The sequence below is a fragment of the Variovorax sp. Soil_C_19 genome, from assembly GCF_057657255.1.
The window spans coordinates 608,661-633,647 of the sequence record NZ_JBDGIV010000001.1 but is presented as its reverse complement, the minus strand read 5'-3'; the positions used below and the strand labels follow the sequence as shown (position 1 = coordinate 633,647).

The following is a 24,987-nucleotide window of genomic DNA, read 5'->3' as shown; positions in this document are numbered from 1 at the left end:
TCAGGTGTTGGGAGCAGCCGGGGATTGTAGGGTGGCGGCCCAGGCGGCCACGTCGGCGAGGGGCCGCGCCACCTGTTCGCCGTCGCCACCGCGCAGGGATTTGACGGTGACCTCGCCGCGCGAGAGTTCGTCCTCGCCGAAGATCAGCGCATAGCCTGCGCCGCTCGCGTCGGCCTTCTTGAACTGCGTCTTCATGCTGCCGCCGCCCGCATGTTGCAGCACGCTGACGCCGGCGGCGCGCAACTGCTCGATCGCCACCATCGCCTGCGGCAGCACGACGGCCGAGGGCACGACGGCATAGGCCATGGGGGAGGCAGCGGGGACCGGCAGGCGCAGCTCCTGGATCAGCAGCAGCAGCCGCTCGATGCCCAGGCCGAAGCCCACGGCCGGCGCGGGCTTGCCGCCCATCTGACCGATCAGGCCGTCGTAGCGGCCGCCGCCGCAGACGGTGCCCTGCGAGCCGAGCTGGTCGGTGACCCACTCGAAGACCGTCAGGTTGTAGTAGTCCATGCCGCGCACCAGGCGCGGATTAACGCGGTAGGCCAGCCCGGCAGCATCGAGCACGCCGCGCACCGCATCGAAGTGCGCGCGCGATGCCTCGCCGAGAAAATCCATCAGCTGCGGCGCGGCCTCGACTACGGCCTGCATCGCGGGGTTCTTGGTGTCGAGGATGCGCAGCGGATTGCTGTGCAGGCGCCGCTGGGCGTCGGCGTCGAGCAGCTCCGCATGCGCCTCGAAATGGCGGATCAGCGCTTCACGGTGCGCCTGCCGCTCGGCGGGCTGGCCCAGGCTGTTGATCTCCAGGCGCACATGCTCGCCCTCGACCAGCCCGAGTTCGCGCCACAGCGCGCGCACCATCAGGATCAGCTCGGCGTCCACGTCGGGGCCGGCAAAGCCCAACGCTTCGACGTCGAGCTGGTGGAACTGCCGATAGCGGCCCTTCTGCGGGCGCTCGTGGCGGAACATCGGCCCCATCGTCCACAGGCGCAGCGGGCCGTTGTAAAGCGCGTTGTGCTCGACCATCGCCCGCACGATGCCGGCAGTGGCTTCGGGGCGCAGCGTGAGCTTGTCGCCGTTCATCGCGTCGGTGAACGAGTACATCTCCTTCTCGACGATGTCGGTGACCTCGCCGAGCCCGCGCACGAACAACGCGGTCGGTTCGACCACCGGCGTCAGCATGTACTGGTAGCCGTAGCGCGCCAGCAGCTGCCGCACAGTCTGCTCGAACCACGACCACAGGGCGGAATCGGGCAGCCGGTCGGTGCGCGGCACGCTCGCCGGCAATATGTCGTTCATGCCTTTGACGGCATTGATCTTTTCAGCCATGGGAGAAAGTGGTCAGGCGACGTCGGCAGCCTGGGGCTGGCCGAAGCGCTTTTCGATGTAGTTTTCGACGAGCTGATGGAACTCGTTGGCGATATTGTCGCCGCGCAGCGTCAGGGCCTTCTCGCCGTCGATGAAGACCGGCGCCGCGGGGGCCTCGCCAGTGCCGGGCAGGCTGATGCCGATGTCGGCATGCTTGCTTTCGCCGGGGCCGTTGACGATGCAGCCCATCACGGCCACCTTCATCGCCTCGACGCCGGGGTATTTCTTGCGCCAGACCGGCATCTGCATGCGCAGGTAGTCGTCGATCTGCTTGGCGAGTTCCTGGAACGTGGTGCTGGTGGTGCGGCCGCAGCCCGGGCAGGCCGTGACGCTCGGCACGAACACGCGCAGGCCGAGCGCCTGCAAGATCTCGGAGGCGATCAACACCTCCTGCGTGCGCGACTCGCCCGGCTGCGGCGTGAGCGAAACGCGGATCGTATCGCCGATGCCCTCCTGCAGCAGGATCGCGAGCGCCGCGGCCGATGCCACGGTGCCTTTGGTGGCCATGCCGGCCTCGGTGAGGCCCAGGTGCAGAGGGTAGTCGCAGCGCCCTGCCAGCTCGCGGTAGACCGAGATCAGATCCTGCACGCCGCTCACCTTGCACGACAGAATGACCTGGTTGCCGGCCATGCCCATCGACTCGGCCAGCTTCGCGGACTCGATGGCCGAGGTGATCAGCGCCTCGTACATCACCTGCCTGGCTTCCCACGGTTCGGGGCGCCGGCTGTTGGTGTCCATCAGGCTTGCGAGCAACTCCTGGTCGAGGCTGCCCCAGTTCACGCCGATGCGCACCGGCTTGTTCCAGCGCATCGCGGCATCGATCATCTGGCCGAACTGCCGGTCCTTCTTGTCGCCCTTGCCCACGTTGCCGGGGTTGATGCGGTACTTGCTCAGCGCCTCGGCGCAGGCCGGGTAGTTGGTGAGCAGGCGATGGCCGTTGTAGTGGAAGTCGCCGACCAGCGGCACGTCGATGCCCATGCGGTCGAGCTGCTCGCGGATGTAGGGCACCTGCGCCGCCGCCTCGGGCGTGTTCACGGTGATGCGGACCATCTCCGAGCCGGCCTGGGCCAGCTCCTTGACCTGGATGGCCGTGCCGATGGCATCGACCGTGTCGGTGTTGGTCATCGACTGCACGCGCACCGGCGCATCGCCGCCCACGGTGACGATGCGCGAGCCCCAGACCACGCTGGCCTGGCGGGAGCGGCGCGGCTTGGGCGCGGCCGCGGCGATGGGTTGCGGGCTGCAGTCGGTCGTCATTGCGCTTTCACCTCGAAACGGGCCACGCCGCCGCCGCGCGCGAACGGCTTCAGGTCGAACGGCTTTCCGCGCACCTGCACGTCGACGGCCGAGGCGCGCCCCACCACCACCGACAGCGGCAACGCACCCGAGAGGCCGACGGTCTCGCCAGCCTGCAGGTTGCGGCGCAGCAAGACCCTGCCGCCGGTTTCGGTGACCGTGACCCAGCATTCCTCGCGCGCGACGAAGACCAGCGGCTGGCCTGTGCCAGGGGCGGCGGACGTCGTCGACGCTGCCGCCGCCACTGCGGCGGTGTTCGCGCCGGGCACCGGTAGCGCGGCCGCTGGAGAAGCCGGCGCTGCCGCTGCTGCAGACGCCGGGAGCGCAGGCGAGACCGCCGCGTTTTCGACCACCACCGGCGACCCGCCGGCTGCACCTGCGGTGGCGGCAGACGTGGCCGGGGCGTCGGACGCGGCCTCGGTGGTCCAGCGCGAGATGGAAGCGCCGATCTGATCGAAGACCGACTGGGGCAGCCAGAACAACAGGGCCGCGCCCACGAGCAGCAGCCCCACCACCGTCAGCAAGGCGCGCGACGGAAGCCCGCTGCTGCGGCCACCGTTCCATCGCGGCTTTCGCGAGACGACACTGGCCTTGAGCGTGCGGTCGGCCTCGGCCAGCGCCGCGCGCTGCGCGCCCGGCAGCTTGGCGAGCACCGGCCCGGAATCGATCCGGAGGGCACGGCAGACACTGCTGGCCAACGCACGCGCAAAGACCGGATCCGGCAGCGCGGCGATGTCGTCGGCCTCGAGGGCGATGAGCTTCTGCGGCGGCACCTTGAGCGCCGCGGCCACCATTTCGATATGCAGCCCGTGCGCTTCACGCGCTTCGCGGAGCAAGTCGCCGGCTGTCTTGTGCGTGATGTCGCCTTCCTCGAGCGGCAGTGCCGCGGAAGTGCCGAACTCCGAAACCCGTTCAGTCATTGAAATTCCCGCGCTCGTACGCGATGGCTTCCTTCGATTTCGGGAAGCGGCGTTGCAGCTGGCCTCCCAGTTGGGCCACTGCTTCGCGATTGTTGAGCCGTCGTTCGATCTTGATGCCAAGCCACAGCGTCTCGGCACTCGCCGAGGGGCTGTTGTTGACGCGGCGGATATAGAACTGCGCACGCGACCATTCTTCGCGCTGCGCGAGCAGCGACGCCAGATTGAAACCCACCACCGGATTGCCCGCATCGAGCTCGTAGGCCTGCAGCAGGCTGCGCTCCGCCTCCGCGCGCTGGCCGGCCTGCAGCTGGCAGACGCCTTGCGTCATCAGCGTCTTGGCGCGGTCGGTATAGCCCGGCACGGTGAGCGCGCCGGTGAACTGCTGGCCTGCGTCGCCATAGCGCTTCTGCTGGCACAGCAGCCAGCCGTAGTTGTGCCGCGCGTCGGCGTCGCGCGGATTGATCGCAATGGCGCGGCGAAAGCTGTCTTCGGCCAGGCCGGGGTTCTCGAGCCGCATGTAGACGAGGCCGCGCAGGTTGTAGGCGTCGGCGTTGTTGGGTTCGATGGCCAGCGCCTGCTGGATCTCCTCGAGCGCGACGCTGGTCTGGCCCTGCTGGAAATAGCCCGCAGCCAGCTCCAGGCGCAGGCGCGCACGACGTTGTCGGTTGGCCTCGTCGGATTCGGCCACCACCTGGTTGCCCGTGCTCGAGCTGTTGTCGGCAAGGCTGGTGGTGGTGGTGCGGGTGCTGACGCAGCCGCCGAGCAGGAACGCCATGGCGACGCCAGCAAAGCCAGCGGCTGCAAGCCGCGGCAGGTTCACGGTCGTCGTCGAAAAGGCCATGCGCATGGGGTCAGTGCTCCTGGGGTGCAGTCTTGCGGGCCGGATGCAGAACGATGGTGCGTTCGCCGGCGCGGCGCTGCGCCATGCGCTCGGCCGCGCGCGTGCGGTCCTTGACGTCTCCCGCCAGCTGTCCGCAGGCAGCGTCGATGTCGTCGCCGCGCGTCTTGCGCACCGTGGTCACGAGCCCGGCCTCGCTCAGCGTCCTGGCGAATGCCAGCACCCGCGCCTGCGGCGAACGCAGGAGGCCCGAGGCCGGAAACGGGTTGAACGGAATCAGATTGAACTTGCACGAGATGCCGTGCGTGCGGACCAGTTCCACCAGTTGGCGCGCATGCTCGGGCAGGTCGTTGACGCCATCGAGCATGCAGTACTCGAAGGTGATGAAGTCGCGCGGTGCGTGCGCCAGATAGCGCTTGCAGGCCTCGATCAGTTCGGCGATCGGGTACTTGCGGTTGAGCGGCACCAGATCGTCGCGCAGCGCATCGTTGGGCGCATGCAGAGACACCGCGAGCGCCACCGGGCAATCGGCACCGAGTCGGTCGATCATCGGCACCACGCCTGAGGTCGAGACCGTGACACGGCGGCGCGACAGGCCGTAGGCGTTGTCGTCGAGCATGGTGCGCAGCGCCGGCACGAGCGCCGCGTAGTTCTGCAGCGGCTCGCCCATGCCCATCATCACCACGTTCGAGATGATGCGTTCGTCGCGCTTCAGGTGCTTGCGCAGGAAGTGTTCGGCAAACCAGAGCTGGGCGACGATCTCGCCCGTTCCGAGGTTGCGGCTGAAGCCCTGGTGCCCCGTGGAGCAGAAGCGGCATCCGACCGCGCAGCCGGCCTGGGACGACACGCACAGCGTGCCGCGGTCGTCCTCGGGAATGAACACGGCTTCGACGGCATTGCCGTCGCCGACGTCGAACAGCCACTTGATCGTGCCGTCCTTGGATTCGTGCTGCGTGAGGACCGGCAGGGCCTCGACGCGCGCGGTGGTGGCGAGCTTCTCGCGCAGCGATTTCGCCAGATCGGTCATCTGGGCGAAGTCGCTCGCGCCACGCTGGTGGATCCAGCGGAACAGCTGCGTGGCGCGAAAGCGCTTCTCGCCGAGCTTTTCGCAGAACGCAGCCAGCCCCTCGAGATCGAATTCGAGCAGGTTGGCCGTGGTCATGAAATCAGCCGGATGCGGCTTCAGCGTGCGTAGACGTTGAGGCCGGCGAAGAAGAAAGCGATTTCGTTCGCTGCGGTTTCAGGCGCGTCGGAGCCGTGCACGGCGTTGGCGTCGATGCTGTCGGCGAAGTCGGCGCGGATGGTGCCGGCAGCCGCCTTCTTCGGGTCGGTGGCGCCCATCAGGTCGCGGTTCTTGGCAATTGCGTTCTCGCCTTCGAGCGCTTGCACGAAGACGGGGCCCGAGATCATGAATTCGACCAGGTCCTTGAAGAAGGGACGCTCCTTGTGGACCGCGTAGAACTGCTCGGCTTCGTTGCGCGACAGATGCACCAGCTTGGCGGCAACGATCTTGAGGCCGGCAGCTTCGAAGCGGGAGACGATCTTGCCGATGACGTTCTTGGCGACGGCGTCGGGCTTAATGATGGAGAGGGTACGTTCGATAGCCATTGAAGTGCTTCCTGAGCTTTGATTTTGAAGTGATTTGTCACAGCAGCAACAAGGTTGTTGCACCGTTGGTCGACAAAGCCTCTGATTTTAACCGGCGCAGCCCCCGGGGTTGGTGAAAACCCCGCGAAAGGCTGCGCTGGACGGGCGGCTTTCAGCGCCCGCGACGGCGGTTTCCGCCCGGGCCGCCGAAGCCGCCGCCGGACCCGCCACCCGACGAGCCCCCGCCGCGGCGTCCGGGACCCTGGCGCTGCTCCTTGCGCTGGCGCGAGAAGCTGTCGGCACCGATGTAGCCGAGCGATGTCTTCATCGGATCGGGCTGGCTGGCACCGCCGGGTGCGCGGTCTTCACCCTGGCGGCTGCCGCGGTCATTGCCGCGGCGCCCCTGCGGCACCGGACCGGCATTGCCGCCGCCTCCGCCGCCACCCCGGTTGCCGCGTCCGCCGCGCGGGCCGCGGCCGTCGCCGAGCGGATTCGGGATTGGGTCGCGGCCTTCTTCGCGCGGCACCTGGCCGCCGGCATTGCGATTGCCGCGGCGCTTCTTGTTGCGTCCGTTGCGACCGCCGCCACCCGGGCCTTCCGGGGCGCGCTGCTGCTGCGGACGCGGCGCACCGCCGCCCGAGGCCTGGAACAGCGCGTTGATGTCGCGCTCGTCGAGCTCCATCCAGGCGCCGCGCTTCAGCCCGCGCGGCAGCACCATGGCGCCGTAGCGGATGCGGATCAGGCGGCTCACCGCATGGCCCACCGATTCGAACAGGCGCCGCACCTCGCGGTTGCGGCCTTCGGAGATGGTGACGCGGTACCAGCAGTTGGAACCCTCGCCGCCGCCTTCTTCGATGGTGCCGAACTGCGCCATGCCGTCGTCGAGGCGCACGCCTTCGAGCAGGCGCTTCTTCTCGTCGGCGCTGAGCGCGCCGAGCACGCGCACCGCGTATTCGCGCTCGAGCCCGAAGCGCGGGTGCATCAGCTGGTTGGCAAGGTCGCCCGAGCTGCTGAACAGCAGCAGGCCTTCGGTGTTCAGGTCGAGTCGCCCGACAGATTGCCACTTGCCCTGCTGCAGGCGCGGCAGCTTGCGAAACACCGTCGGGCGGTTCTGCGGGTCGTCGTGCGTGACGACCTCGCCCACGGGCTTGTGGTAGGCGATGACGCGCGGCGGCGGCGGCGCGATCCGGTAGCGGATCGGCTTGCCGTTGATCTTGACCTGGTCGCCGTACTGAATGCGCTGGCCGATGTGGGCCGGCTCGTTGTTGACCGAGATGCGGCCCTGCAGGATCAGCTGCTCCATCTCGAGGCGCGAACCCAGGCCCGCCTGCGCGAGCACCTTGTGCAGCTTGGGCGAATCGGCCTCGGGCAGCAGCACGCGCTTGAGCGGCGGCACTTCGGGGCTTTCCTCGTCGGCATCGAACTGCCCCGAGATGACGTCCGCGAAGCGGATCGGCTCGGGCGGCAGCGCATTGCGCTGCTCGCGCTCGGCCGCGCGGCGCGCGCGGTCGAGGTCGTCCTCTTCCTCGTCGGGCTCTTCGTCCTCGTCGTCTTCGTCCTCATCGTCCCGGTCGTCGTCGCGCACGCGGACCTCCTGCTGCACCGCCGGCGGCGCAGCGGGCGGCTCGGCGATCGCAGGGGCAGGCGCCGGCGCAGGTGCAGCAGCCTCGGCATCGGGTGCCGGCTGCGCCACGGGCTCGGCCGCCTTCGCCTCGTCGGCGGCGGGTGCCGCGTCGCCCTCTGCGACCGGCTCGACGACCTTCTTGCGGCGGGGCGCGCGCTTCTTCTTCGGCGCCTCGCTCTCGCTCGCTGCAGCCGGGGCGGCTGCATCGGTCGTCTCGGGCGGGACCGGCACGAAGGCCGCGTCGTCGGTGTCGGAAGGGCTCATGAGGTTTTTCCGGGGGGAACAGCGTGGGGTTCGGTCTCGTCGGACGACGTGACTTCGGATGGGAGGGGGTCGGACGGCGGCGCGTCGCCGATCGCGGGTGCGGCGTCAGGTGCGGCGTCGGGTGCTTCAGCGGCCCCGGGTGCGTTGGCGTCGAAGGCAGGCTCGGCCATGGCGGAGGCGTCGGCATCGCCGTCGCCTTCGACCGGACCGTCCATCGGCAGCGCCGGCTGATGCCCCGAGGCCTGGTCGAGCGCATCGACCAGCGCCGCCTGCTGCGCCGGCGTCTCGATCAGGGGCAACTGGTCGAGCGATGCGAGGCCGAGGTCGTCGAGGAACTGGCGCGTGGTCGCGTAGAGCGCGGGCCGGCCGACCGTTTCGCGATGGCCGATCACCTCGACCCAGCCGCGGTCCTCGAGCTGCTTGAGGATGAGGGAATTGATGGTGACGCCGCGGATGTCTTCCATGTCGCCGCGCGTGACCGGCTGGCGGTAGGCAATGATGGCGAGCGTCTCGAGCGCGGCGCGCGTGTAGCGCGGCGGCTTCTCGGGGTGCAGGCGGTCGAGATGGTCGCGCATCTCGGGGCGGCTCTGGAAGCGCCAGCCGCTGCCCACGCTCACCAGCTCCAGGCCGCGCTGCGCCCAGTCTTCCTGCAGCTCGATCAGCAACCCCTTGATGGTGTCCGCGCCGAGTTCGTCGTCGAACAGCACGCGCAGGTCGCGCACCGGCAACGGCTGGCTCGAACAGATCAAGGCGGTTTCGAGAATGCGCTTGGCATCCGCCGTATTCATGTTTTTTGCGTTATCCGGGAAAAGGCGTCGGGCGACGCTGGCTCACAAGGATGGAAGAAGGCGCTGCCGGCACGCGGCGAGTGCAACGCAAGGCCGGCAACGGATGGCCGGCGCGGCCCTTGGGCCGTCAGGCGCGATTGTAATCCAGCCCCCAGGCCTGCAGCGCATGCACCAGGTCCGGGGGCGGCGCGGCCCGGAACTCGAGCGGCGCCTGGGTCATGGGGTGCACGAAAGCAAGCCGGAACGCATGCAGCGCCTGCCGCGTCAGCCCCGCGGCGGGTGCGCCGCCATAAAGGGCGTCGGCCACCAGCGGATGGCCGATCGAGGCCATGTGCACGCGGATCTGGTGGGTGCGGCCAGTCTCGAGCGTGCAACGCACGGCGCAGCCCTGCGCATTGCTGTCGAGGCGTTCGATGAAGGTGCGCGCGGTCTTGCCTGCATGGCGCTCGAGGTCGACCACCGCCATGCGCAGGCGGTTGCGCGGATCGCGGCCGATCGGCGCGTCGACCTGGCGCGAGGCCGTACCGGCCCACGGCTTGTGGGCGAGCGCGAGGTACTGCCGCTTGACCTCGCGCGCGGCGATCAGCGCCACCAGCGCGTCCATGGCGGCCCGCGTGCGTGCCACCACCATCAGGCCGCTGGTGTCGCGATCGAGCCGGTGCACGATGCCTGCGCGCGGCAGCAGCGACGCCCGTGCATCGAGCGCCAGCAGTCCATTCAGCAGCGTACCGCTCCAGTGGCCCGGGGCCGGATGCACGACCAGGCCGGCCGGCTTGTCGATGATGCGCAGGTGCTCGTCCTCGTGCAGGGTGACGATCTCCATCGCCTCCGGACGAAAGGCCTGGCTCTGAGGCGTCGGGCGCAACTCGATGCGGCCCACCTGCCCGGCGCGCACGGTGGCCGAGGCCTTCTGCAGCACGCGGCCCTGCAGTTCGACCGTGCCGGCCTCGATCAGCTGTTGCAAATAGTTGCGTGAAAATTCAGGCACCAGCGCAGCCAGCGCGCGGTCCAGCCGGAGCCCATGCTCCGCGGGCCCGACCGTGAACGGCCGCAGTTCGCTGGCTTCGACCGGGTCGGCGCCCTCCTCCACCTCGGCAGCGTCGAGGGGAAGGTCCAGGGGGTCGGTCGATATAATTCGGGGCAACTGTTTCACGAAAGCCGTCTGTGATGTATCGCGCCAAATTATCGGTCCCCGCATGGATCGCCCTCAGCGCGGCCGCTCTGCTGGCCACCGGCTGCTCTTCCACCAAGGAAGACAAGACCGCCAGCTGGAGCCCCAACCGTATCTACTCGGAGGCCAAGGACGAAGCCAACTCGGGCGCCTACGACAAGGCCGTGCCGCTCTACGAGAAGCTCGAGGGCCGCGCCGCCGGCACGCCACTCGCGCAGCAGGCCCAGCTCGAGAAGGCTTACGCGCAGTACAAGGCCGGCGAAAAGGCCAGCGCGATCGCCACCATCGACCGCTTCATGAAGCTGCACCCGGCGAGCCCGGCGCTCGACTACGCGCTGTACCTCAAGGGCGTGATCAACTTCAACGACGACCTCGGCCTGTTCTCGTTCCTGACGCGCCAGGACCTTTCCGAACGCGACCAGAAGGCCGCCAAGGAGTCGTTCGAATCGTTCAGGGAACTGACCACGCGCTTTCCCGAGTCGCGCTACGCGCCCGACGCGCGCCAGCGCATGAACTACATCGTCAACTCGCTGGCCCAGTACGAAGTGCACGTGGCGCGCTACTACTATTCGCGCGGCGCCTACCTCGCCGCCATCAACCGCGCGCAGCTCGCATTGGCCGACTACCGCGAAGTGCCGGCGCTCGAAGAGGCCCTGTACATCATCGTGCGCTCGTACGACGCACTCGGCATGAAGGACCTGCGCGACGACGCGCAGCGCGTGCTGACCACCAACTATCCGCAGAGCCAATACCTGGCGAACGGATTCAAGGGCAAGGACGATCCCTGGTGGAAGGTCTGGTAAGCAGGTAAGACAAAGCAAAGGCCCCGCGGGGCCTTTCTCTTTGGCTGCTGCCAGCGACGGCTCTCAGGCCGAGAGCGCGCTCTTCAGCTCGCCGATGGCGGCGTCGAAATCGGCTTCGCTCTCGAGCCGCCGCATCGGCGGCAGCGCCGCCACGAGGCGCCGGCCGTAGCCCATGGCCACGAGTCGGGTGTCGCAGATCGCAAGCACGCCGCAGTCGGTCTCACGACGGATCAGGCGCCCGGCCCCCTGCTTCAGCGCCACGGCGGCCTCGGGCAGCGAGTAGTCGTTGAATGCGCTGCGCCCCTGGGCCTCGAGGCGCTGCGACCGCGCCTCGACGAGCGGATCGTTGGGCGGCGGGAACGGCAGCTTGTCGATCACCACCAGCTGCAGCGCGTCGCCCGGCGCGTCAAAGCCTTCCCAGAACGAGGCCGAGGCCACGAGCACGCAGCCCGCGCGCCCCGCATCCGCGCCTTCGCGAAAGCGGTCCATCAGCACGCGCTTGGGCAGTTCGCCTTGCACCAGTACCTCGGGCCGCAGATGCGGCTCGATCTGTTCGAACTGCTTCTTCATCTCATCGCCGATCGTGCGCAGGGCACGCAGCGTGGTGGTCAGCACCAGCGTGCGCCCATTGAGCTCGGCTGCGCCCCGCGCGGCGAGCTGGGCCACGCGCAGGCTGTGGGAGGCGTCGTTGGGCTTGGGAAAAGTGCGGGGCACGTAGAGGCCCGCCTGCGCGGCGTAGTCGAACGGACTGCGCACCCGGAGCACCTCTGCGTCGCCGAGCCCGCAGGGCTCTGTGAACCAGCGCAGCGTCGGTTCGTCGCCGAGCGTGGCCGACGTGAAGACCCAGGCGCGGCGGCTCTCGCGCGGCGCCGCACGGCCATTGCCCTCGTCGCCCTCATCGGCCTCGTCGCCGGCTTCGCCCTGCGCGATCTTGAGCACGCGCGTGCGCATGGCCTCGGCGATGTCGAGCGGCGATTCGACGAGCCGCAACTGCGTGCCCACGTCGACCCAACGCACCGAATCGACCGCGCAGGGTTGCGCGAATCGCGCCGCGCGCTTCGCCAGCTGTTGCGCCCGCTCGTGCAGCCGCACGAAGTCGGGCGAGATCTCGCTGACCATGTCGAGCCCTTCGGCGGCCATCTCGAAGGCAGTTTGCAGCGCATCGAGCGCCTCCTGCCAGGTCTGCGCGTCGAGGCCTTCTGGCGAACGCCCGACCCAGCGCAGCTTGGCGCCGGGCCACTGCTTGCCGACGGCGAGGCGCAGCTCGCGCGCCGCCCGGTCGACCGCGGCCACGAGCTGCTGCCAGTCGACCAGCCCGCGCGCGTGCTGAAGGCCGGCACCGAGCATGTCGCGCGCGAAATCGAGCGCCTGGCCGCTGCCGAGCTGCGCGCCGAGGAACTGCACGCCGGTCTCGTTGAGCTGGTGCGCCTCGTCGAACACGACGACGCTCACCGAGGGCAGCAGCTCGGCCATGCCGGTCTCGCGCACTGCCAGGTCGGCAAAGAACAGGTGATGGTTGATGACCACCACGTCGGCCGCGAGCGCCTCGCGTCGCGCGAGGTTCACATGGCAGGGCTTGAACTGCGGGCATTGCGCGCCAAGGCAGTTCTCGCGCGTGGAGGTGATCAGCGGAATGAGCGGCGAGCGCTCGTCGAGTCCGGGCAGCTCGGCGAGGTCGCCGGTGCGCGTGGCCTTGGACCATTGCTCGATCTTGGCCAGCGTGCGCAGGCTGCCGCGCTCGGGCAGCGATGCGTCGTGGCGCGCCATGTCGAGCCGGTGCAGGCAGAGATAGCTCCCACGCCCCTTGAGCAGCGCGGTACGCACCGGCAGCGCGAGCGCCTCCACCAGTCGCGGCAGGTCACGGCCAAAAAGCTGGTCCTGCAGCGTCTTGGTGGCCGTGGAAAGCAGCACGCGCTCGCCGCTCAGCAGTGCCGGCACCAGGTACGAAAACGTCTTGCCGACACCGGTGCCAGCCTCGACGACGAGCATGCCGCCGTCCTCGATGGTGCGGGCGACGGCCAGCGCCATCTCGGTCTGGCCTGAGCGCTCGCGGAACTGCTCGGCGGCGCGGGACAGCACACCGCCCAGCGCGAAGGCGTCGCGCACCTTGTCCTCGAGTGTTTCGCTCTCGCAGGCGACGCGCGGTTCGATCAATTGGGGGGAGAGGGAATGGAGATTGGAGTCCAACGTTGGCGCTGCAAGCGTATTCCGCGCGCAGCTCGTGTTCATTCGATAATACGTCCTGCAACCACCCCCCAAGAAGACGGACTGCGCGCCCCCGACGCCCCGCCCATGCCCCAAGGCTTTCGACTTGCCGCCGCCACCGGCCTCCACAAGGGAGACCGTCCCTATCAGCAGGACCAGGTCTTGATGATGAGCCATCCACGCGTGCCCGGCTGCATGCTGGGCGTGGTGGCCGACGGCATGGGCGGGCGCAGCGGCGGGCGCAAGGCCTCCGACCAGGTGCTGATGACCGCGCGCCAGCTGTTCACGCGCTACCAGCCCGGGCGCGACAGCGCGGCTTCTGTGCTGCGCCAGTTGCTCGACGACGCGCACACGGTCATCAAGCTCACCGCGCTGTCGAGCGAGCAGGAACCGCACAGCACGCTCGCGGCCTTCCTGATGAACCCGCGCGGCGACTGCGCCTGGATCCACGCGGGCGACTCGCGCATCTACCACTTCCGGGACGGCCGGCTCGTCACGCGCACGCGCGACCACTCGTACGTGCAGGTGCTGGTCGATCGCGGCGAGATCACCGAATCACAGGCCAACGTCCATCCCAAGGGCAACATCCTGCTCGGATGTCTCGGCATGACCACGACGCCCCCGCCCGTCGACCCGCACCAGATTCCGGCCATGGCACCCGGCGACCTGCTGATGGCGTGCAGCGACGGGCTCTGGCACTACTTCAGCCACGAAGAGCTGGCGAGCGTGCTGTACGCCGAGGCGCCCCGCGATGCGGTGGAAATCCTGGTCGGCGAGGCGCGGCGCCGCGCGCGCGGCGCGGGCGACAACCTCTCGATCGCGGTGCTGAAACTCGAAGACTTGCCGGACGCCTGAGCGCCGGAGGCGCTCGGCGCAGTCGCGCTCAGCGCGCGGGCGAAGACGCCGCAGGGGCCGGCGGCAACGGTGCGCCGCGCGGCTTGGTGCGCTCGGCGTTCTGCCGCTCACGGTCGGCGCGGTGCTCGGCGGCGCGGCGCTGCTTGGCCTCGAAGCGCTCGACCGCGGCTGGCGCCGCGGCGCGTTCGCGTTCGGCCTTGGCCCGTTCTTCGGCCTGGGCCCGCTGCTTGGCTTCGAACTCGCGGCGGCGCTCGTCGGCTTCGGCCGCGGTGGCGGCGCGGCTCGCGGCATGGTCGGCGGCGCGCTGCTCGCGGTCTTGTTGGGACTGACGCGCTGCTTCCTGCTTTTCGGGCGCGTCCTCGGGTCGGCGCGTCGCCGCCTTCTCGTCGAGCTTCTGGAGTTCGGCGGCGCCACGGCGTTGGCGCTCGATGTCGTTGATCGCGGATTCCTGGCGCTTGATGTGGTCCGTCTCGGTGCGGCGGCGCTGGCGGCTGTCGCGCAGGCAGTCTTCGACGGCGAACTTCTGGTAGCAGACGGCGCGTTCCCGCTCGAAGCGGATCTCGATGGCCGCGCGCTCGGCAGCCAGTCGGCTGCGCTCGGCCTCGAAGTCGGCACTGCCCGCGGCCGCATTGGACTGCGCCCACAGCGGCAGACTGCCCAGCATCATCAGCACGGCTAAAACGGTATGTTTCATGTCAGTCGGGTGTCGACGATGCGGCGTTCCAGGGACAGGAACTCGCTCGATTGCATTTCGGTGAGCCTGGAAACCGTCCGCGGGAATTCATGCGCCAGCGGTCCCTCGGTGTACAACGCCTCCGGCGCCACCTCGGCCGACATGATGAGCTTGCAGCGCCGGTCGTACAAGACGTCGACCAGCCAGGTGAAGCGGCGCGCCTCGGAAGCCATGCGCACCGGCATGTGCGGCACGTCGGACAGCAGCACGGTGTGGAACTGGCTCGCGATCTCGAGATAGTCGTTCTGCGAGCGCGGGCCGCCGCACAGCGTCTTGAAGTCGAACCAGACCACGCCGCCGGCCTTGCGCCGCGCGCGGATCTCGCGCTGCTCGATGTGCAGGATCGGGTTTTCGTCGGCCGTCTCGGCCAGCTTCTCGAACGCCTTGCGCATCTCCTTCTCGGCCGCCGCATCGTTCGGCGTGAGGTACATGCGCAACTGCTCGAGCGTGCGGCGCCGGTAGTCGGTGCCGTTGTCCACGCTGAGCACTTCGAGCTTCTCGTTCAGCAGCGCGATCGCGGGCAGGATGCGGTCGCGGTGCAGCCCGCCGGGATAGAGGTCGTCGGGCTTGAAGTTGGAGGTGGTGACAAAACCCACGCCGTTCTCGAACAGCGACACCAGGAGCCGATGAAGGATCATCGCGTCGGTGATGTCGGCGACGTGGAACTCGTCGAAGCAGATCAGCTTGTAGCGCTTGGAGATCCGCAGCCCCAGCTCGTCGAGCGGATTCACCGTGCCCTGCAGGTCGCGCAGTTCGCGGTGCACCTCGCGCATGAACTCGTGGAAATGCAGCCGCGTCTTGCGGCGCAGCGGCACGGCGTTGAAGAAGAGGTCCATGAGGAAACTCTTGCCGCGCCCCACGCCGCCGTACATGTACACGCCGCGCGGCAGCTCTGGCCGGTTGATCAGCTTCTTCAACGCGTTGGAACGCTGGGCCTTGTAGCCGGCCCATTCGTTCGCGCAGCGGTCCAACGCCTCCACGGCGTGCAGCTGCGCGGGATCGCTTTGGAACCCGCGCGCGGCGAGTTCCTTCTCGTAGGCCTCTTTGACGCTGGTCAATGGATCAGCGCGTCAGAAGTTGAGCGTGCGCTTGTCCACCGCCAGTGCGGCTTCCTTGGTGGCTTCCGACAGCGACGGGTGCGCATGGCAGATGCGCGCGATGTCCTCGGCGCTGGCCTTGAACTCCATCGCCACCACGGCTTCGGAGATCAGCTCGCTCGCCTGCGGGCCCACGATGTGCACGCCAAGGATCTCGTCGGTGGCTGCATCGGCCAGGAACTTGACCATGCCGGTCGTGTCGCCGAGTGCGCGCGCGCGGCCGTTCGCAAGGAACGGGAAGGTGCCGGCCTTGTAGGCGCGCCCCGCGGCCTTGAGCTGCTGCTCGGTCTGGCCGACCCATGCGATCTCGGGGCTGGTGTAGATCACCCACGGCACCGTGTTGAAGTTGACGTGGCCGTGCTGCCCCGCGATGCGCTCCGCCACGGCAACGCCCTCTTCCTCGGCCTTGTGCGCGAGCATCGGGCCACGCACCACGTCGCCGATGGCCCAGACGTTGGGCAGGCTGGTTTTGCAGTCGTCGTCCACGGCAATCGCGCCGCGCTCGTCGAGCTTCAGGCCCACCGCTTCGGCGTTGAGGCCGATGGTGTTGGGCACGCGGCCGATCGAGACGATCAGCTTGTCGACTTCGAGCGTCTGGGCTTCGCCTTTGGCATTGGTCCAGGCCACGCTCACGCCCTTCTTGGACGTCTTGATCTCGCCGACCTTGACGCCGAGTTCGATCTTGAGCTTCTGCTTGTCGAAGGCCTTCTTGGCTTCCTTGGCGATCTGCTCGTCGACCGCGCCGAGGAAGGTCGGCAGCGCTTCGAGCACCGTGACTTCGGCGCCCAGGCGGCGCCACACCGAGCCCATCTCGAGGCCGATGACGCCCGAGCCGATCAGGCCCAGCTTCTTGGGCACGGCGCCGATGCGCAGTGCGCCGTCGTTCGAGAGGATGTTCTCCTCGTCGAACGGCGCGCCCGGCAGCGCGCGGGCGTTGGAGCCCGTGGCCAGGACGATGTGCTTGCCGCTGATCGATTCCTCGGCGGTGCCCGCGACCTTGATCTCGTAGCCGGCGTCGTCCGCCTTCACGAACGAGCCGCGGCCGTGGAAGAACGTGATCTTGTTCTTCTTGAACAGGTACAGGATGCCGTCGTTGTTCTGCTTCACGACCTGGTCCTTGCGGGCCAGCATCTTGTCGATGTCCAGGCCCAGGCCCTCGACCTTGATGCCGTGGTCGGCGAAGTGGTGGCCGGCCTGCTCGTAGTGCTCCGACGATTGCAGCAGCGCCTTCGAGGGAATGCAGCCGACGTTGGTGCAGGTTCCGCCCGGTGCGGGGCCGCCCTTGCCGTTCTTCCACTCGTCGATGCAGGCCACGTTGAAGCCGAGCTGGGCCGCACGGATCGCGGCGATGTAGCCGCCGGGGCCGCCGCCGATGACGACGACGTCAAATTGTTTGGACATGATTTCTTTCAGTGTTTCGCGTACCGTCTCCGCTCAAAGGCAAGCGAAGCGAAGCCCGTTCGGGAGCACCCGCGGAACCGGCTTTGCCGGGCCGCTGGGTGCGCCCCCTCGAGGGGGAAGGCGGCCACACGAAGTGAGCAAGCCACGGGGGTGGGACAGAATTCGATCAGATGTCGAACAGGAGGCGCGACGGATCTTCGAGCGCTTCCTTCATGGCGACCAGGCCCAGCACGGCTTCGCGGCCGTCGATGATGCGGTGGTCGTAGCTCATGGCGAGATAGTTCATCGGGCGGATGACGATCTGGCCGTTCTCCACCACCGCGCGGTCCTTGGTCGCGTGCACGCCGAGGATGGCCGACTGCGGCGGGTTGATGATCGGGGTCGACAGCATCGAGCCGAAGGTGCCGCCGTTCGAGATCGAGAACGTGCCGCCGGTCATCTCCTCGATGCCGAGCTTGCCCTCCTGGGCCTTCTTGCCGTACTCGGCGATCTTCTTCTCGATGTCGGCGAAGCTCATCTGGTCGGCGTTGCGCAGGATCGGCACCACCAGGCCGCGCGGCGAACCGACGGCAATGCCGATGTCGAAGTAGCCGTGGTACAGGATGTCGTTGCCGTCCACCGACGCATTGATCACCGGGTACTTCTTGAGCGCATGGACCGCGGCCTTCACGAAGAAGCTCATGAAGCCGAGCTTCACGCCGTGTTCCTTGGTGAAGCTGTCCTGGAAGCGCTTGCGCAGTTCCATGACAGGCGCCATGTTGACCTCGTTGAAGGTCGTGAGGATCGCGTTGGTCGACTGCGACTGCAGCAGGCGTTCGGCGATGCGCGCGCGCAGGCGGCTCATCGGCACGCGCTGCTCGGGGCGTTCGCCCAGGTCGGGCGCGCCGGCCGGTGGCGCGACCTGCGGCAGCGCTGGCTTGGCGGCCGGCGTGGGGATGGCGGCAGCGGCCGCGGGCTTGGCGCCCGAAGCCACGGCGCCGAGCACGTCGCCCTTGGTGACGCGGCCGTCCTTGCCGGTGCCGGCCACGTCGCTGGTCTTCAGGTTGTTGTCGGCCAGCAGCTTGGCTGCGGCCGGCATGGCGACGTCGGACTTGGCGCCACCGGTGGCGGCTGCGACCGCGGCGGGTGCCGGAGCGGCAGCCGCCGGTGCGGCCGCCGGAGCGGCTGCAGCGGCAGGTGCCGCAGCGCTGGCCTTGCCCTCGGTGTCGATCTTCGCGATCACCTGTTCGGCGACCACGGTGGCGCCGTCGGGCTGCACGATCTCGGCCAGCACGCCGGCGGAGGGTGCGGGCACTTCGAGCACGACCTTGTCGGTCTCGATCTCGATCAGGATTTCATCGACAGCGACGGCTTCGCCGGCCTTCTTCTTCCAGGTGAGCATGGTGGCTTCGGCCACGGATTCGGAAAGCTGGGGGACTTTGACTTCTACGATGGACATTTGGAGTGAGCTCCGTTTTGTTCTTCAGGGTGTTCGTTTGAAAGGAGGCTTGGCGTATTGGCGACTGCTACTTGGTCAGCACGAAGCCCTTGAGCTTGCCGAACGCGCCATCGACGAGCGCCTTCTGCTGTTCCTGGTGCAGGTGCGAGTAACCGACGGCGGGCGACGCCGAAGCGGCGCGGCCGGAGTAGCCGAGCTTCTGGCCTTCCTGCATGTTCTCGTGGATGTAGTGCTGCACGAAGAACCAGGCGCCCTGGTTCTGCGGCTCGTCCTGGCACCAGACCACGTCGACGAGGTTCGGGTACTTCTTGATCTCCGCGGCAAACACCTTGTGCGGGAACGGATAGAGCTGCTCGACGCGCACGATCGCCACGTCCTCGTCGCCGCGCTCTTCGCGCTTCTTGGCGAGGTCGTAGTAGACCTTGCCCGAGCAGGCGATCAGGCGCTTGACCTTCTCGGCCTTCAAGGCCTTGTTGTCCGGGATCACGGTCTGGAAGCTGCCCTTGGTGAACTCGGACAGCGGCGACGTCGCGTCCTTGTTCCGCAGCAGCGACTTCGGCGTCATGATGATCAGCGGCTTGCGCAGGCTGCGCACCATCTGGCGGCGCAGCACGTGGAAGATCTGGCTGGCCGTGGTCGGTTGCACCACCTGCATGTTGATGTCGGCCGACAGTTGCATGAAGCGCTCGAGGCGCGCCGAGCTGTGCTCGGGGCCCTGGCCCTCGTAGCCGTGCGGCAGCATCATCGTGAGGCCGTTGACACGGCCCCACTTCACTTCGCCCGAGGCGATGAACTGGTCGATCACCACCTGGGCGCCATTCACGAAGTCGCCGAACTGGGCTTCCCAGATGACGAGCGTGTTCGGGTCGTTCGAGGCATAGCCATACTCGAATGCGAGCACAGCCTCTTCCGAGAGGATGGAGTCGATGACGACGAACGGAGCCTGGTTTTCAGCCACGTTCTGCAGGGGCGTGTAGGTGCCTTCGTCGAACTTCTCGCGGTTCTGGTCGTGCAGCACGGCATGGCGGTGCGTGAACGTTCCGCGGCCCGAGTCTTCACCCGACAGTCGCACCGGATATCCGCTGGCCACCAGCGAGGCATAGGCCATGTGTTCGCCCATGCCCCAATCGACGTTCACCTCGCCGCGGCCCATCGCGGCGCGGTCGTCGAGCACCTTCTTCACGAGCGGATGCACCGTAAAGCCTTCGGGCACGGTCGTGATTTTTTCTGCCAGCCGCTTCCACTCGGTGGTCGGAATCGCGGTGTCGGAGGCGTCGGTCCACTTCTTGTTGAGGTACGGGCTCCAGTCGACGGCGTACTTGCTCTTGAAGTTCGTGAGCACCGGGTCGACCGTGTTGCGGCCTTCGTCGAAGGCGGCGCGCTGGGCCTTGACCATGTCGTCGCCGAGCGTGTCGCCGAGGCCCTGCGTGGCCAGCTTGTCGGCGTACAGCCTGCGCGTGCCGGGGTGCTGCGCGATCTTCTTGTACATGAGCGGCTGCGTGAGCGACGGCGTGTCCTGCTCGTTGTGGCCGAGCTTGCGGAAGCAGATGATGTCGACCACCACGTCCTTCTGGAACTCCATGCGGAATTCGAGGGCGAGCTGGGTCGCGAGCACCACGGCTTCGGGATCGTCGCCGTTCACGTGCAGCACCGGCGCCTCGATCATCTTGACGATGTCCGAGCAGTACAGCGTCGAGCGGCTGTCGCGCGGGTCGCTGGTGGTGAAGCCGATCTGGTTGTTGATGACGATGTGCACCGTGCCGCCGGTGAAGTAGCCACGCGTCTCGGCCAGCGCCAGCGTCTCCATCACGACGCCCTGGCCCGCGAAGGCTGCGTCACCGTGCACCAGCACGGGCAGCACCTGCTTGCCCTGCGGGTCGGCGCGGCGGTCCATGCGGGCGCGAACCGAACCCTCGACCACCGGGTTCACGATCTCGAGGTGCGAAGGGTTGAACGCGAGGCTCAGGTGGACCGGGCCGCCGGGGGTGGTCACGTCGGAGCTGAAGCCCTGGTGGTACTTCACGTCGCCGCTCGGCAGGTCTTCGGGCGCGGTGTGGTCGAACTCGGCGAACAGGTCGGCCGGCATCTTGCCGAGCGAGTTGACCAGCACGTTGAGGCGGCCGCGGTGGGCCATGCCGATGACGATTTCCTGCACGCCGCGGATGCCGGCTTGGTTGATCAGCTCGTCCATCGAGACGATGAAGCTCTCGCCGCCTTCGAGCGAGAAGCGCTTTTGGCCGACGTACTTGGTGTGCAGGAAGCGCTCGAGGCCTTCGGCGGCCGTCAGGCGGTTGAGCACGTGCTTCTTCTGCTCGGTCGTGAGCTGCGGGTTGGTGCGCGCGCTCTCGAGCTTCTGCTGCCACCAACGCTTGTGGTTCTGGTCGGTGGTGTACATGTACTCGGCGCCCATCGTGCCGCAGTACGTTTCGCGCAAGGCATTGAGCAGGTCGCGCAGCGACATGGTCTCCTTGCCGAAGAAGGTATTGCTGGTGTTGAACACCGTCTCGAGGTCGGCATCGGTGAAGCCGTAGAACGAGGGTTCGAGCTCCGGAATCGCCGGGCGCTCGGCGCGCTTGAGCGGATCGAGGTCGGCCCAGCGGGCGCCGACGTTGCGGTAGGCGGCGATCAGCTGCTGGACGGCGGTGCGCTTGCGGCCGAGTTCGGAGTCGGCACCGCTCGCCTGCACGACCTTGGTCGTGCCCTGCTTGGCGCGCTCGGCAAAGGCGTTGACGACCGGCAAGTGCGGCACGTCGCGCGTGTTCGAACCGTCGACGGCGGGCACGTTCTGCAGCGCGTCGAAGTAGGTGCGCCAGTTGTCGGGAACGCTTCCGGGATTGGAAAGATAGTTCTCGTACATCTCTTCGACATACGGCGCGTTGCCGCCGAAGAGGTACGTGTTGCCCTGATACGCGGCGTACGCCGAGGGCTTGGGGGAATCGCTCATGATCCGCTGACCTTCGCTTCCCTGCAGGAAGCATTAGCTGGTTGAGAAACCTTCCGCGACACGGCTGAACCGGTTGGCGGATGCGACTGTGGCTGGGGAAGGGCCTGAGTACTGGGGCATTGTGCCACGTTCACCCTGTGACGGTGTGGCGCGGCGGCACAAGGGCCAGTGTTCGACGCTCAGGAAAGGGAAAGTGACTGCCGGATCTGCCGCAGCGTCGCGGGGTCGTCCATGGTGGTCAGGTCGCCGGGATCGCGCTGCTCGCAGACGGCCTGGATGGCGCGCCGCAGCAATTTGCCGCTGCGGGTCTTGGGCAGCCCGCCCACGAAGCGCACCCGGGCTGGTCGCGCCAGGGCGCCGAGCTGGTCGGCGACCCGCTTCATGATCTCGCCCTCGAGCTTCAGCGCCGCATCGGCATCGGCCAGCGCGGCGCCCTCCCGCGGCACGACAAAGGCCATCGCGACCTGGCCCTTGAGCGTGTCGGCCACGCCCACCACCGCCACCTCGGCCACGCCCGGGTGGCCGGAAATGCTTTCCTCGATCTCGCGCGTGCCCAGGCGATGGCCCGCCACGTTGATCACGTCGTCGGTACGCCCGAGGATGTAGAAGTAGCCGTCCTCGTCGCGAATGCCCCAGTCGAAGGTCGAATAGACCATCCGGCCGGGCACGCTCTTCCAGTAGGTGTCGACAAAGCGCGCGTCGTCCCGCCACACCGTCTGCATGAAGCCAGGCGGCGTCGGGCCTTCGATGACCACCACGCCCTTCTGGTTGGCGCCGGTGAGTTCCTCGCCGGTCGCCTCGTGCAGGATCTTCACGTTGTAGCCGTACATCGGCACGCCGGGGCTGCCCAACTTGCTCGGCTTGCGCTCCACGCCGTTGGCGATGGTGATAATCGGCCAGCCCGATTCGGTCTGCCAGTAGTTGTCGATGATCGGCACGCCGAGGCCCTCGCCGATCCAGCGGCCCGTGGGCTCGTCGAGCGGTTCGCCCGCGAGGAACAACGCGCGCAGGCTCGACAGGTCATGGGCCTTCAGCAGTGCCGGGTCCTGCCTCTTCAGCACGCGCACCGCGGTGGGCGCGCTGAACATCACCGTCACGCGGTATTTTTCGACCAGTCGCCACCAGATGCCGCCGTCGGGCTGCCGGTCGATGCCCTGCGTCGGCAGGCCTTCGTACATGAGGGTCGCCATGCCGGCGATGAGCGGGCCGTAGACGATGTAGCTGTGGCCCACCACCCAGCCGATGTCGCTGGTGCAGAAGTAGGTTTCGCCGGCGCGGCCGTCGAAGATGTGCTTCATGCTCGCCGCGAGCGCCACGGCATAGCCGCCCACGTCGCGCTGCACGCCCTTGGGCCGGCCGGTCGTTCCGCTGGTGTAGATGGTGTAGCTGATGTCGGTGGCGGCGAGCCATGCGCAGGGCACCTCGGCGTCGAGGTGCTTCTGCCGCAGTTCGCTTGCGAGATGGTCCCGGCCGGCGGTCAGTGCCATGGGCGCCAGGCCGCGGTCGGCCAGCAGCACGGCGGCGGGCTTGTGCGTCGACAGGCGGATCGCCTCGTCGAGCAGCGGCTTGTACGCGATGACCTTGCCGCCGCGCGATCCCGCGTCGGCGCTGACGATCACCTTGGGTTCGGCATCCTCGATGCGCGAGGCCAGCGATCCGCTCGCGAAACCGCCGAACACCACGCAGTGGATGGCGCCGATGCGCGAGCAGGCCAGCATCGCGAATGCTGCCTCCGGGATCATCGGCATGTAGATCAGCACGCGGTCGCCCTTTTCGACCCCGAGCTCGACCAGGCTGGCGGCCGTGCGCTGCACCTCGGCGTGCAGTTCGCTGAAGCTGTAGCTTCTTTCGGTGCCGGTCTCGGTCGAGACGAAGATCAACGCAGGCTGGTCGCCGCGCGCGGCCAGGTGGCGGTCGACCGCGTTGTGGCAGAGGTTGGTGGTGCCGCCGACGAACCAGCGTGCGAACGGCGGCTCGCTCGCGTCGAGCACCTGCTCTGGGGGCGCGTGCCAGTCGATCAGCTTCGCCTGCTCGGCCCAGAACGCCTCGGGCGCCTCGATGGACTGGCGATGGAACTCTTCGTAGCGGCTCATCTGCATGTCTCCTGTGAATCTCGCGGCTTCGATTCTGGTTGCCAGCGCCTTTGCCGGCCCCGCGACCGGGTCAGCGGATCAGCGCAAGCAGTTCGGGAAAGGCCGGGTGTTCCGCGGTGCGCAGCCACTCGAACCCGACCATCTCGGTGGTCACGAGCTCGGCGCCCGCGCCTGCCAGCCGGTCGAACGCGGCATCGCGGTTGCGCTCGGTGCGCGAGCTGCAGGCATCGGTCACGATCCAGACCTCGAACTCATCCTCGAGCAGGTCGAGCGCGGTCTGCAGCAAGCAGACGTGCGCCTCGCAGCCCGCAATCACGATGCTGTTGCGCTCTTCGGCGCCCGCGGCCGGTTTCTGCAGATGCTTGGGCAGGCTGCGGGCATTGCCCTGCGGCACCTTGGCCGGCGCGCGCAGCCATTCGCCGAGCCCCTCTTCGACGCCGCTGAAGTGCATCTTCGACAGCGTGCGCTGGCACAGCGCGCGCAGCGCTGGCAGGTTTTCGCCCAGCTTCGAGGGATTGTGTTCGGTACCCCATGCGGGCACGCCGAGCAGCCGTGCCATCTTGCCGAGGCGAACCGCGTTCTGCGCCACGGCATCGGCCTCGAAGATCGCCGGCATCAGCTGGGCCTGATAGTCGACCAGCACGAGTTGGGATTGCGAGGCGTCGAGCAGCATGGAACGGGAACTTTCAGAAAAAGAATGGCGTTGGAGCGGCGTGACCGTACCACCGAAAACAGCGCGCCGGCGAGCGGCCCTCTAGACTCCGGCGGATGCAGATTCTCGCGCCCGGTCGCCTTGTTTCGATTTTGAGCCTTTGCGCGGCATTCGTGCTGGCCGGCTGCGGCGGCCTGCGCCCGTCCAGGGTGCCGCTAGCCGCCACACTCGAGAAGAGCCGTTGCACGGCCCGGGCCGATACGCTGATGGTGCTCCTGCCCGGCGCGTACTCGAGCCCCGACGAATTCGTGCGCGAGGGCTTCATCGAGGCATTGAACGACAACCGGCTGGCGGTCGATGCGATGCGGGTCGACGCGCACCTGGGCTACTACAACGATCGGAGCATTCTCGAGCGGCTCGAGAAAGACATCATGGCGCCGGCGCGCGCGGGCGGCTACAAGGCCATCTGGATCGTCGGCATCTCGGTCGGCGGCTTCGGCGGCCTGCTCTACGCGCAGACCCATCCAGGAGAACTCGCAGGCCTCGTGACGATCGCGCCCTACCTCGGCGAGCGCACGCTGGCCGCGGACATCGCCAATGCCGGCGGCCTGGTGCGATGGACCGGCCCCTTGGGCGCTGGGCCCGGCAGCGATCCGCGGCGGCCGAACGAAAGCCAGTTGTGGCAGTGGCTGCGCGGGTACGCGGGCCATACCGCCACCTTCGGCGCCCGTCCGCCGCTCTACCTGGGCTACGGCACCGACGATCGCTTCGCCTTCAGCCACCGGCTGCTCGCCGCGGCGTTGCCGCAAGAGCGCGTGTTCACCACCGAGGGCGGCCACGACTGGCCCGAATGGACGCGGCTCTGGCGCCGGATGCTGCCGACCTTGCCGCTGCCGGGCTGCCCCGGCTGAAG

The 24,987-nt window shown here is 68.1% G+C and carries 20 protein-coding genes; 3 read left to right on the top strand and 17 right to left on the bottom strand.

The window, feature by feature from the left end; genetic code table 11:
• From hisS to AC3A6R_RS02900, 9 genes are all read right to left on the bottom strand, one after another.
• Positions 1–1,326 carry a histidine--tRNA ligase gene (gene hisS / locus AC3A6R_RS02940; RefSeq protein WP_487858818.1) on the bottom strand — a complete coding sequence of 442 codons (1,326 nt, stop codon included), beginning with the start codon at positions 1,324–1,326 and terminating at the stop codon, positions 1–3.
• 12 nt (positions 1,327–1,338) lie between these two features.
• Positions 1,339–2,622, bottom strand: a complete 1,284-nt coding sequence (ispG, locus tag AC3A6R_RS02935) for a flavodoxin-dependent (E)-4-hydroxy-3-methylbut-2-enyl-diphosphate synthase (protein WP_487863731.1) — start codon at positions 2,620–2,622, stop codon at positions 1,339–1,341.
• Positions 2,619–3,581, bottom strand: coding sequence for a helix-turn-helix domain-containing protein (locus AC3A6R_RS02930; RefSeq protein ID WP_487863730.1), 963 nt, complete (start codon positions 3,579–3,581; stop codon positions 2,619–2,621). The genes ispG and AC3A6R_RS02930 overlap by 4 nt, the downstream gene beginning before the upstream one ends.
• Positions 3,574–4,428 (bottom strand): type IV pilus biogenesis/stability protein PilW, encoded by an 855-nt coding sequence (pilW, locus tag AC3A6R_RS02925; protein WP_487863729.1) that lies wholly within the window; start codon positions 4,426–4,428, stop codon positions 3,574–3,576. Before pilW ends, AC3A6R_RS02930 begins: the two co-directional genes overlap by 8 nt.
• A gap of 4 nt (positions 4,429–4,432) precedes the next feature.
• Positions 4,433–5,581, bottom strand: coding sequence for a dual-specificity RNA methyltransferase RlmN (rlmN, locus tag AC3A6R_RS02920; RefSeq protein WP_487863728.1), 1,149 nt, complete (start codon positions 5,579–5,581; stop codon positions 4,433–4,435).
• Between the two features lie 20 nt (positions 5,582–5,601).
• Positions 5,602–6,027: a nucleoside-diphosphate kinase gene (gene ndk, locus AC3A6R_RS02915; RefSeq protein WP_487858813.1), complete on the bottom strand. Its 426-nt coding sequence runs from the start codon at positions 6,025–6,027 to the stop codon at positions 5,602–5,604.
• A gap of 151 nt (positions 6,028–6,178) precedes the next feature.
• Positions 6,179–7,894, bottom strand: coding sequence for a pseudouridine synthase (locus tag AC3A6R_RS02910; protein ID WP_487863727.1), 1,716 nt, complete (start codon positions 7,892–7,894; stop codon positions 6,179–6,181).
• A complete protein-coding gene (scpB, locus tag AC3A6R_RS02905) occupies positions 7,891–8,682 on the bottom strand; it encodes an SMC-Scp complex subunit ScpB (RefSeq protein WP_487863726.1) in 792 nt (263 codons plus the stop codon). Before scpB ends, AC3A6R_RS02910 begins: the two co-directional genes overlap by 4 nt.
• A 127-nt stretch (positions 8,683–8,809) precedes the next feature.
• Positions 8,810–9,865, bottom strand: a complete 1,056-nt coding sequence (locus AC3A6R_RS02900; RefSeq protein ID WP_487859340.1) for an RluA family pseudouridine synthase — start codon at positions 9,863–9,865, stop codon at positions 8,810–8,812.
• Between AC3A6R_RS02900 and AC3A6R_RS02895 the strand changes: the two genes are divergently transcribed.
• On the top strand, positions 9,850–10,656 hold the full coding sequence (locus AC3A6R_RS02895; RefSeq protein ID WP_487863725.1) for an outer membrane protein assembly factor BamD: 807 nt from the start codon (positions 9,850–9,852) through the stop codon (positions 10,654–10,656). The two genes, AC3A6R_RS02900 and AC3A6R_RS02895, sit on opposite strands and share 16 nt — an antisense overlap.
• Positions 10,657–10,719: 63 nt before the next feature.
• Here AC3A6R_RS02895 and yoaA read toward each other — a convergent pair whose 3' ends face one another.
• On the bottom strand, positions 10,720–12,885 hold the full coding sequence (gene yoaA, locus AC3A6R_RS02890) for a DNA repair helicase YoaA (RefSeq protein ID WP_487863724.1): 2,166 nt from the start codon (positions 12,883–12,885) through the stop codon (positions 10,720–10,722).
• Between the two features lie 63 nt (positions 12,886–12,948).
• On the opposite strand from yoaA, the gene AC3A6R_RS02885 reads away from it, so the two are divergent.
• Positions 12,949–13,716, top strand: a complete 768-nt coding sequence (locus AC3A6R_RS02885; RefSeq protein WP_487858808.1) for a PP2C family protein-serine/threonine phosphatase — start codon at positions 12,949–12,951, stop codon at positions 13,714–13,716.
• 28 nt (positions 13,717–13,744) lie between these two features.
• On the opposite strand, the gene AC3A6R_RS02880 is transcribed toward AC3A6R_RS02885, so the two are convergent.
• The 7 genes from AC3A6R_RS02880 to AC3A6R_RS02850 form a co-directional block, all read right to left on the bottom strand.
• On the bottom strand, positions 13,745–14,410 hold the full coding sequence (locus tag AC3A6R_RS02880) for a hypothetical protein (RefSeq protein ID WP_487863723.1): 666 nt from the start codon (positions 14,408–14,410) through the stop codon (positions 13,745–13,747).
• Positions 14,407–15,507, bottom strand: a complete 1,101-nt coding sequence (zapE, locus tag AC3A6R_RS02875) for a cell division protein ZapE (RefSeq protein ID WP_487858806.1) — start codon at positions 15,505–15,507, stop codon at positions 14,407–14,409. Before zapE ends, AC3A6R_RS02880 begins: the two co-directional genes overlap by 4 nt.
• 12 nt (positions 15,508–15,519) lie before the next feature.
• The gene (gene lpdA / locus AC3A6R_RS02870) at positions 15,520–16,947 is read right to left on the bottom strand and encodes a dihydrolipoyl dehydrogenase (RefSeq protein WP_487863722.1); all 1,428 of its coding nucleotides are present in this window, start codon (positions 16,945–16,947) and stop codon (positions 15,520–15,522) included.
• 166 nt (positions 16,948–17,113) lie between these two features.
• Complete coding sequence (gene odhB, locus AC3A6R_RS02865) at positions 17,114–18,385, bottom strand: 2-oxoglutarate dehydrogenase complex dihydrolipoyllysine-residue succinyltransferase (protein WP_487858804.1); 1,272 nt, start codon at positions 18,383–18,385, stop codon at positions 17,114–17,116.
• 67 nt (positions 18,386–18,452) lie between these two features.
• On the bottom strand, positions 18,453–21,329 hold the full coding sequence (locus tag AC3A6R_RS02860) for a 2-oxoglutarate dehydrogenase E1 component (protein WP_487863721.1): 2,877 nt from the start codon (positions 21,327–21,329) through the stop codon (positions 18,453–18,455).
• Positions 21,330–21,508: 179 nt separating this feature from the next.
• Entirely contained in the window at positions 21,509–23,422 is a 1,914-nt protein-coding gene (locus tag AC3A6R_RS02855; RefSeq protein WP_487863720.1) for a propionate--CoA ligase, read from the bottom strand.
• A gap of 70 nt (positions 23,423–23,492) precedes the next feature.
• Positions 23,493–24,095, bottom strand: a complete 603-nt coding sequence (locus AC3A6R_RS02850; protein ID WP_487863719.1) for an isochorismatase family protein — start codon at positions 24,093–24,095, stop codon at positions 23,493–23,495.
• A gap of 245 nt (positions 24,096–24,340) precedes the next feature.
• Between AC3A6R_RS02850 and AC3A6R_RS02845 the strand changes: the two genes are divergently transcribed.
• The gene (locus AC3A6R_RS02845; protein WP_487863718.1) at positions 24,341–24,985 is read left to right on the top strand and encodes an alpha/beta hydrolase family protein; all 645 of its coding nucleotides are present in this window, start codon (positions 24,341–24,343) and stop codon (positions 24,983–24,985) included.
• Positions 24,986–24,987: the final 2 nt, after the last annotated feature.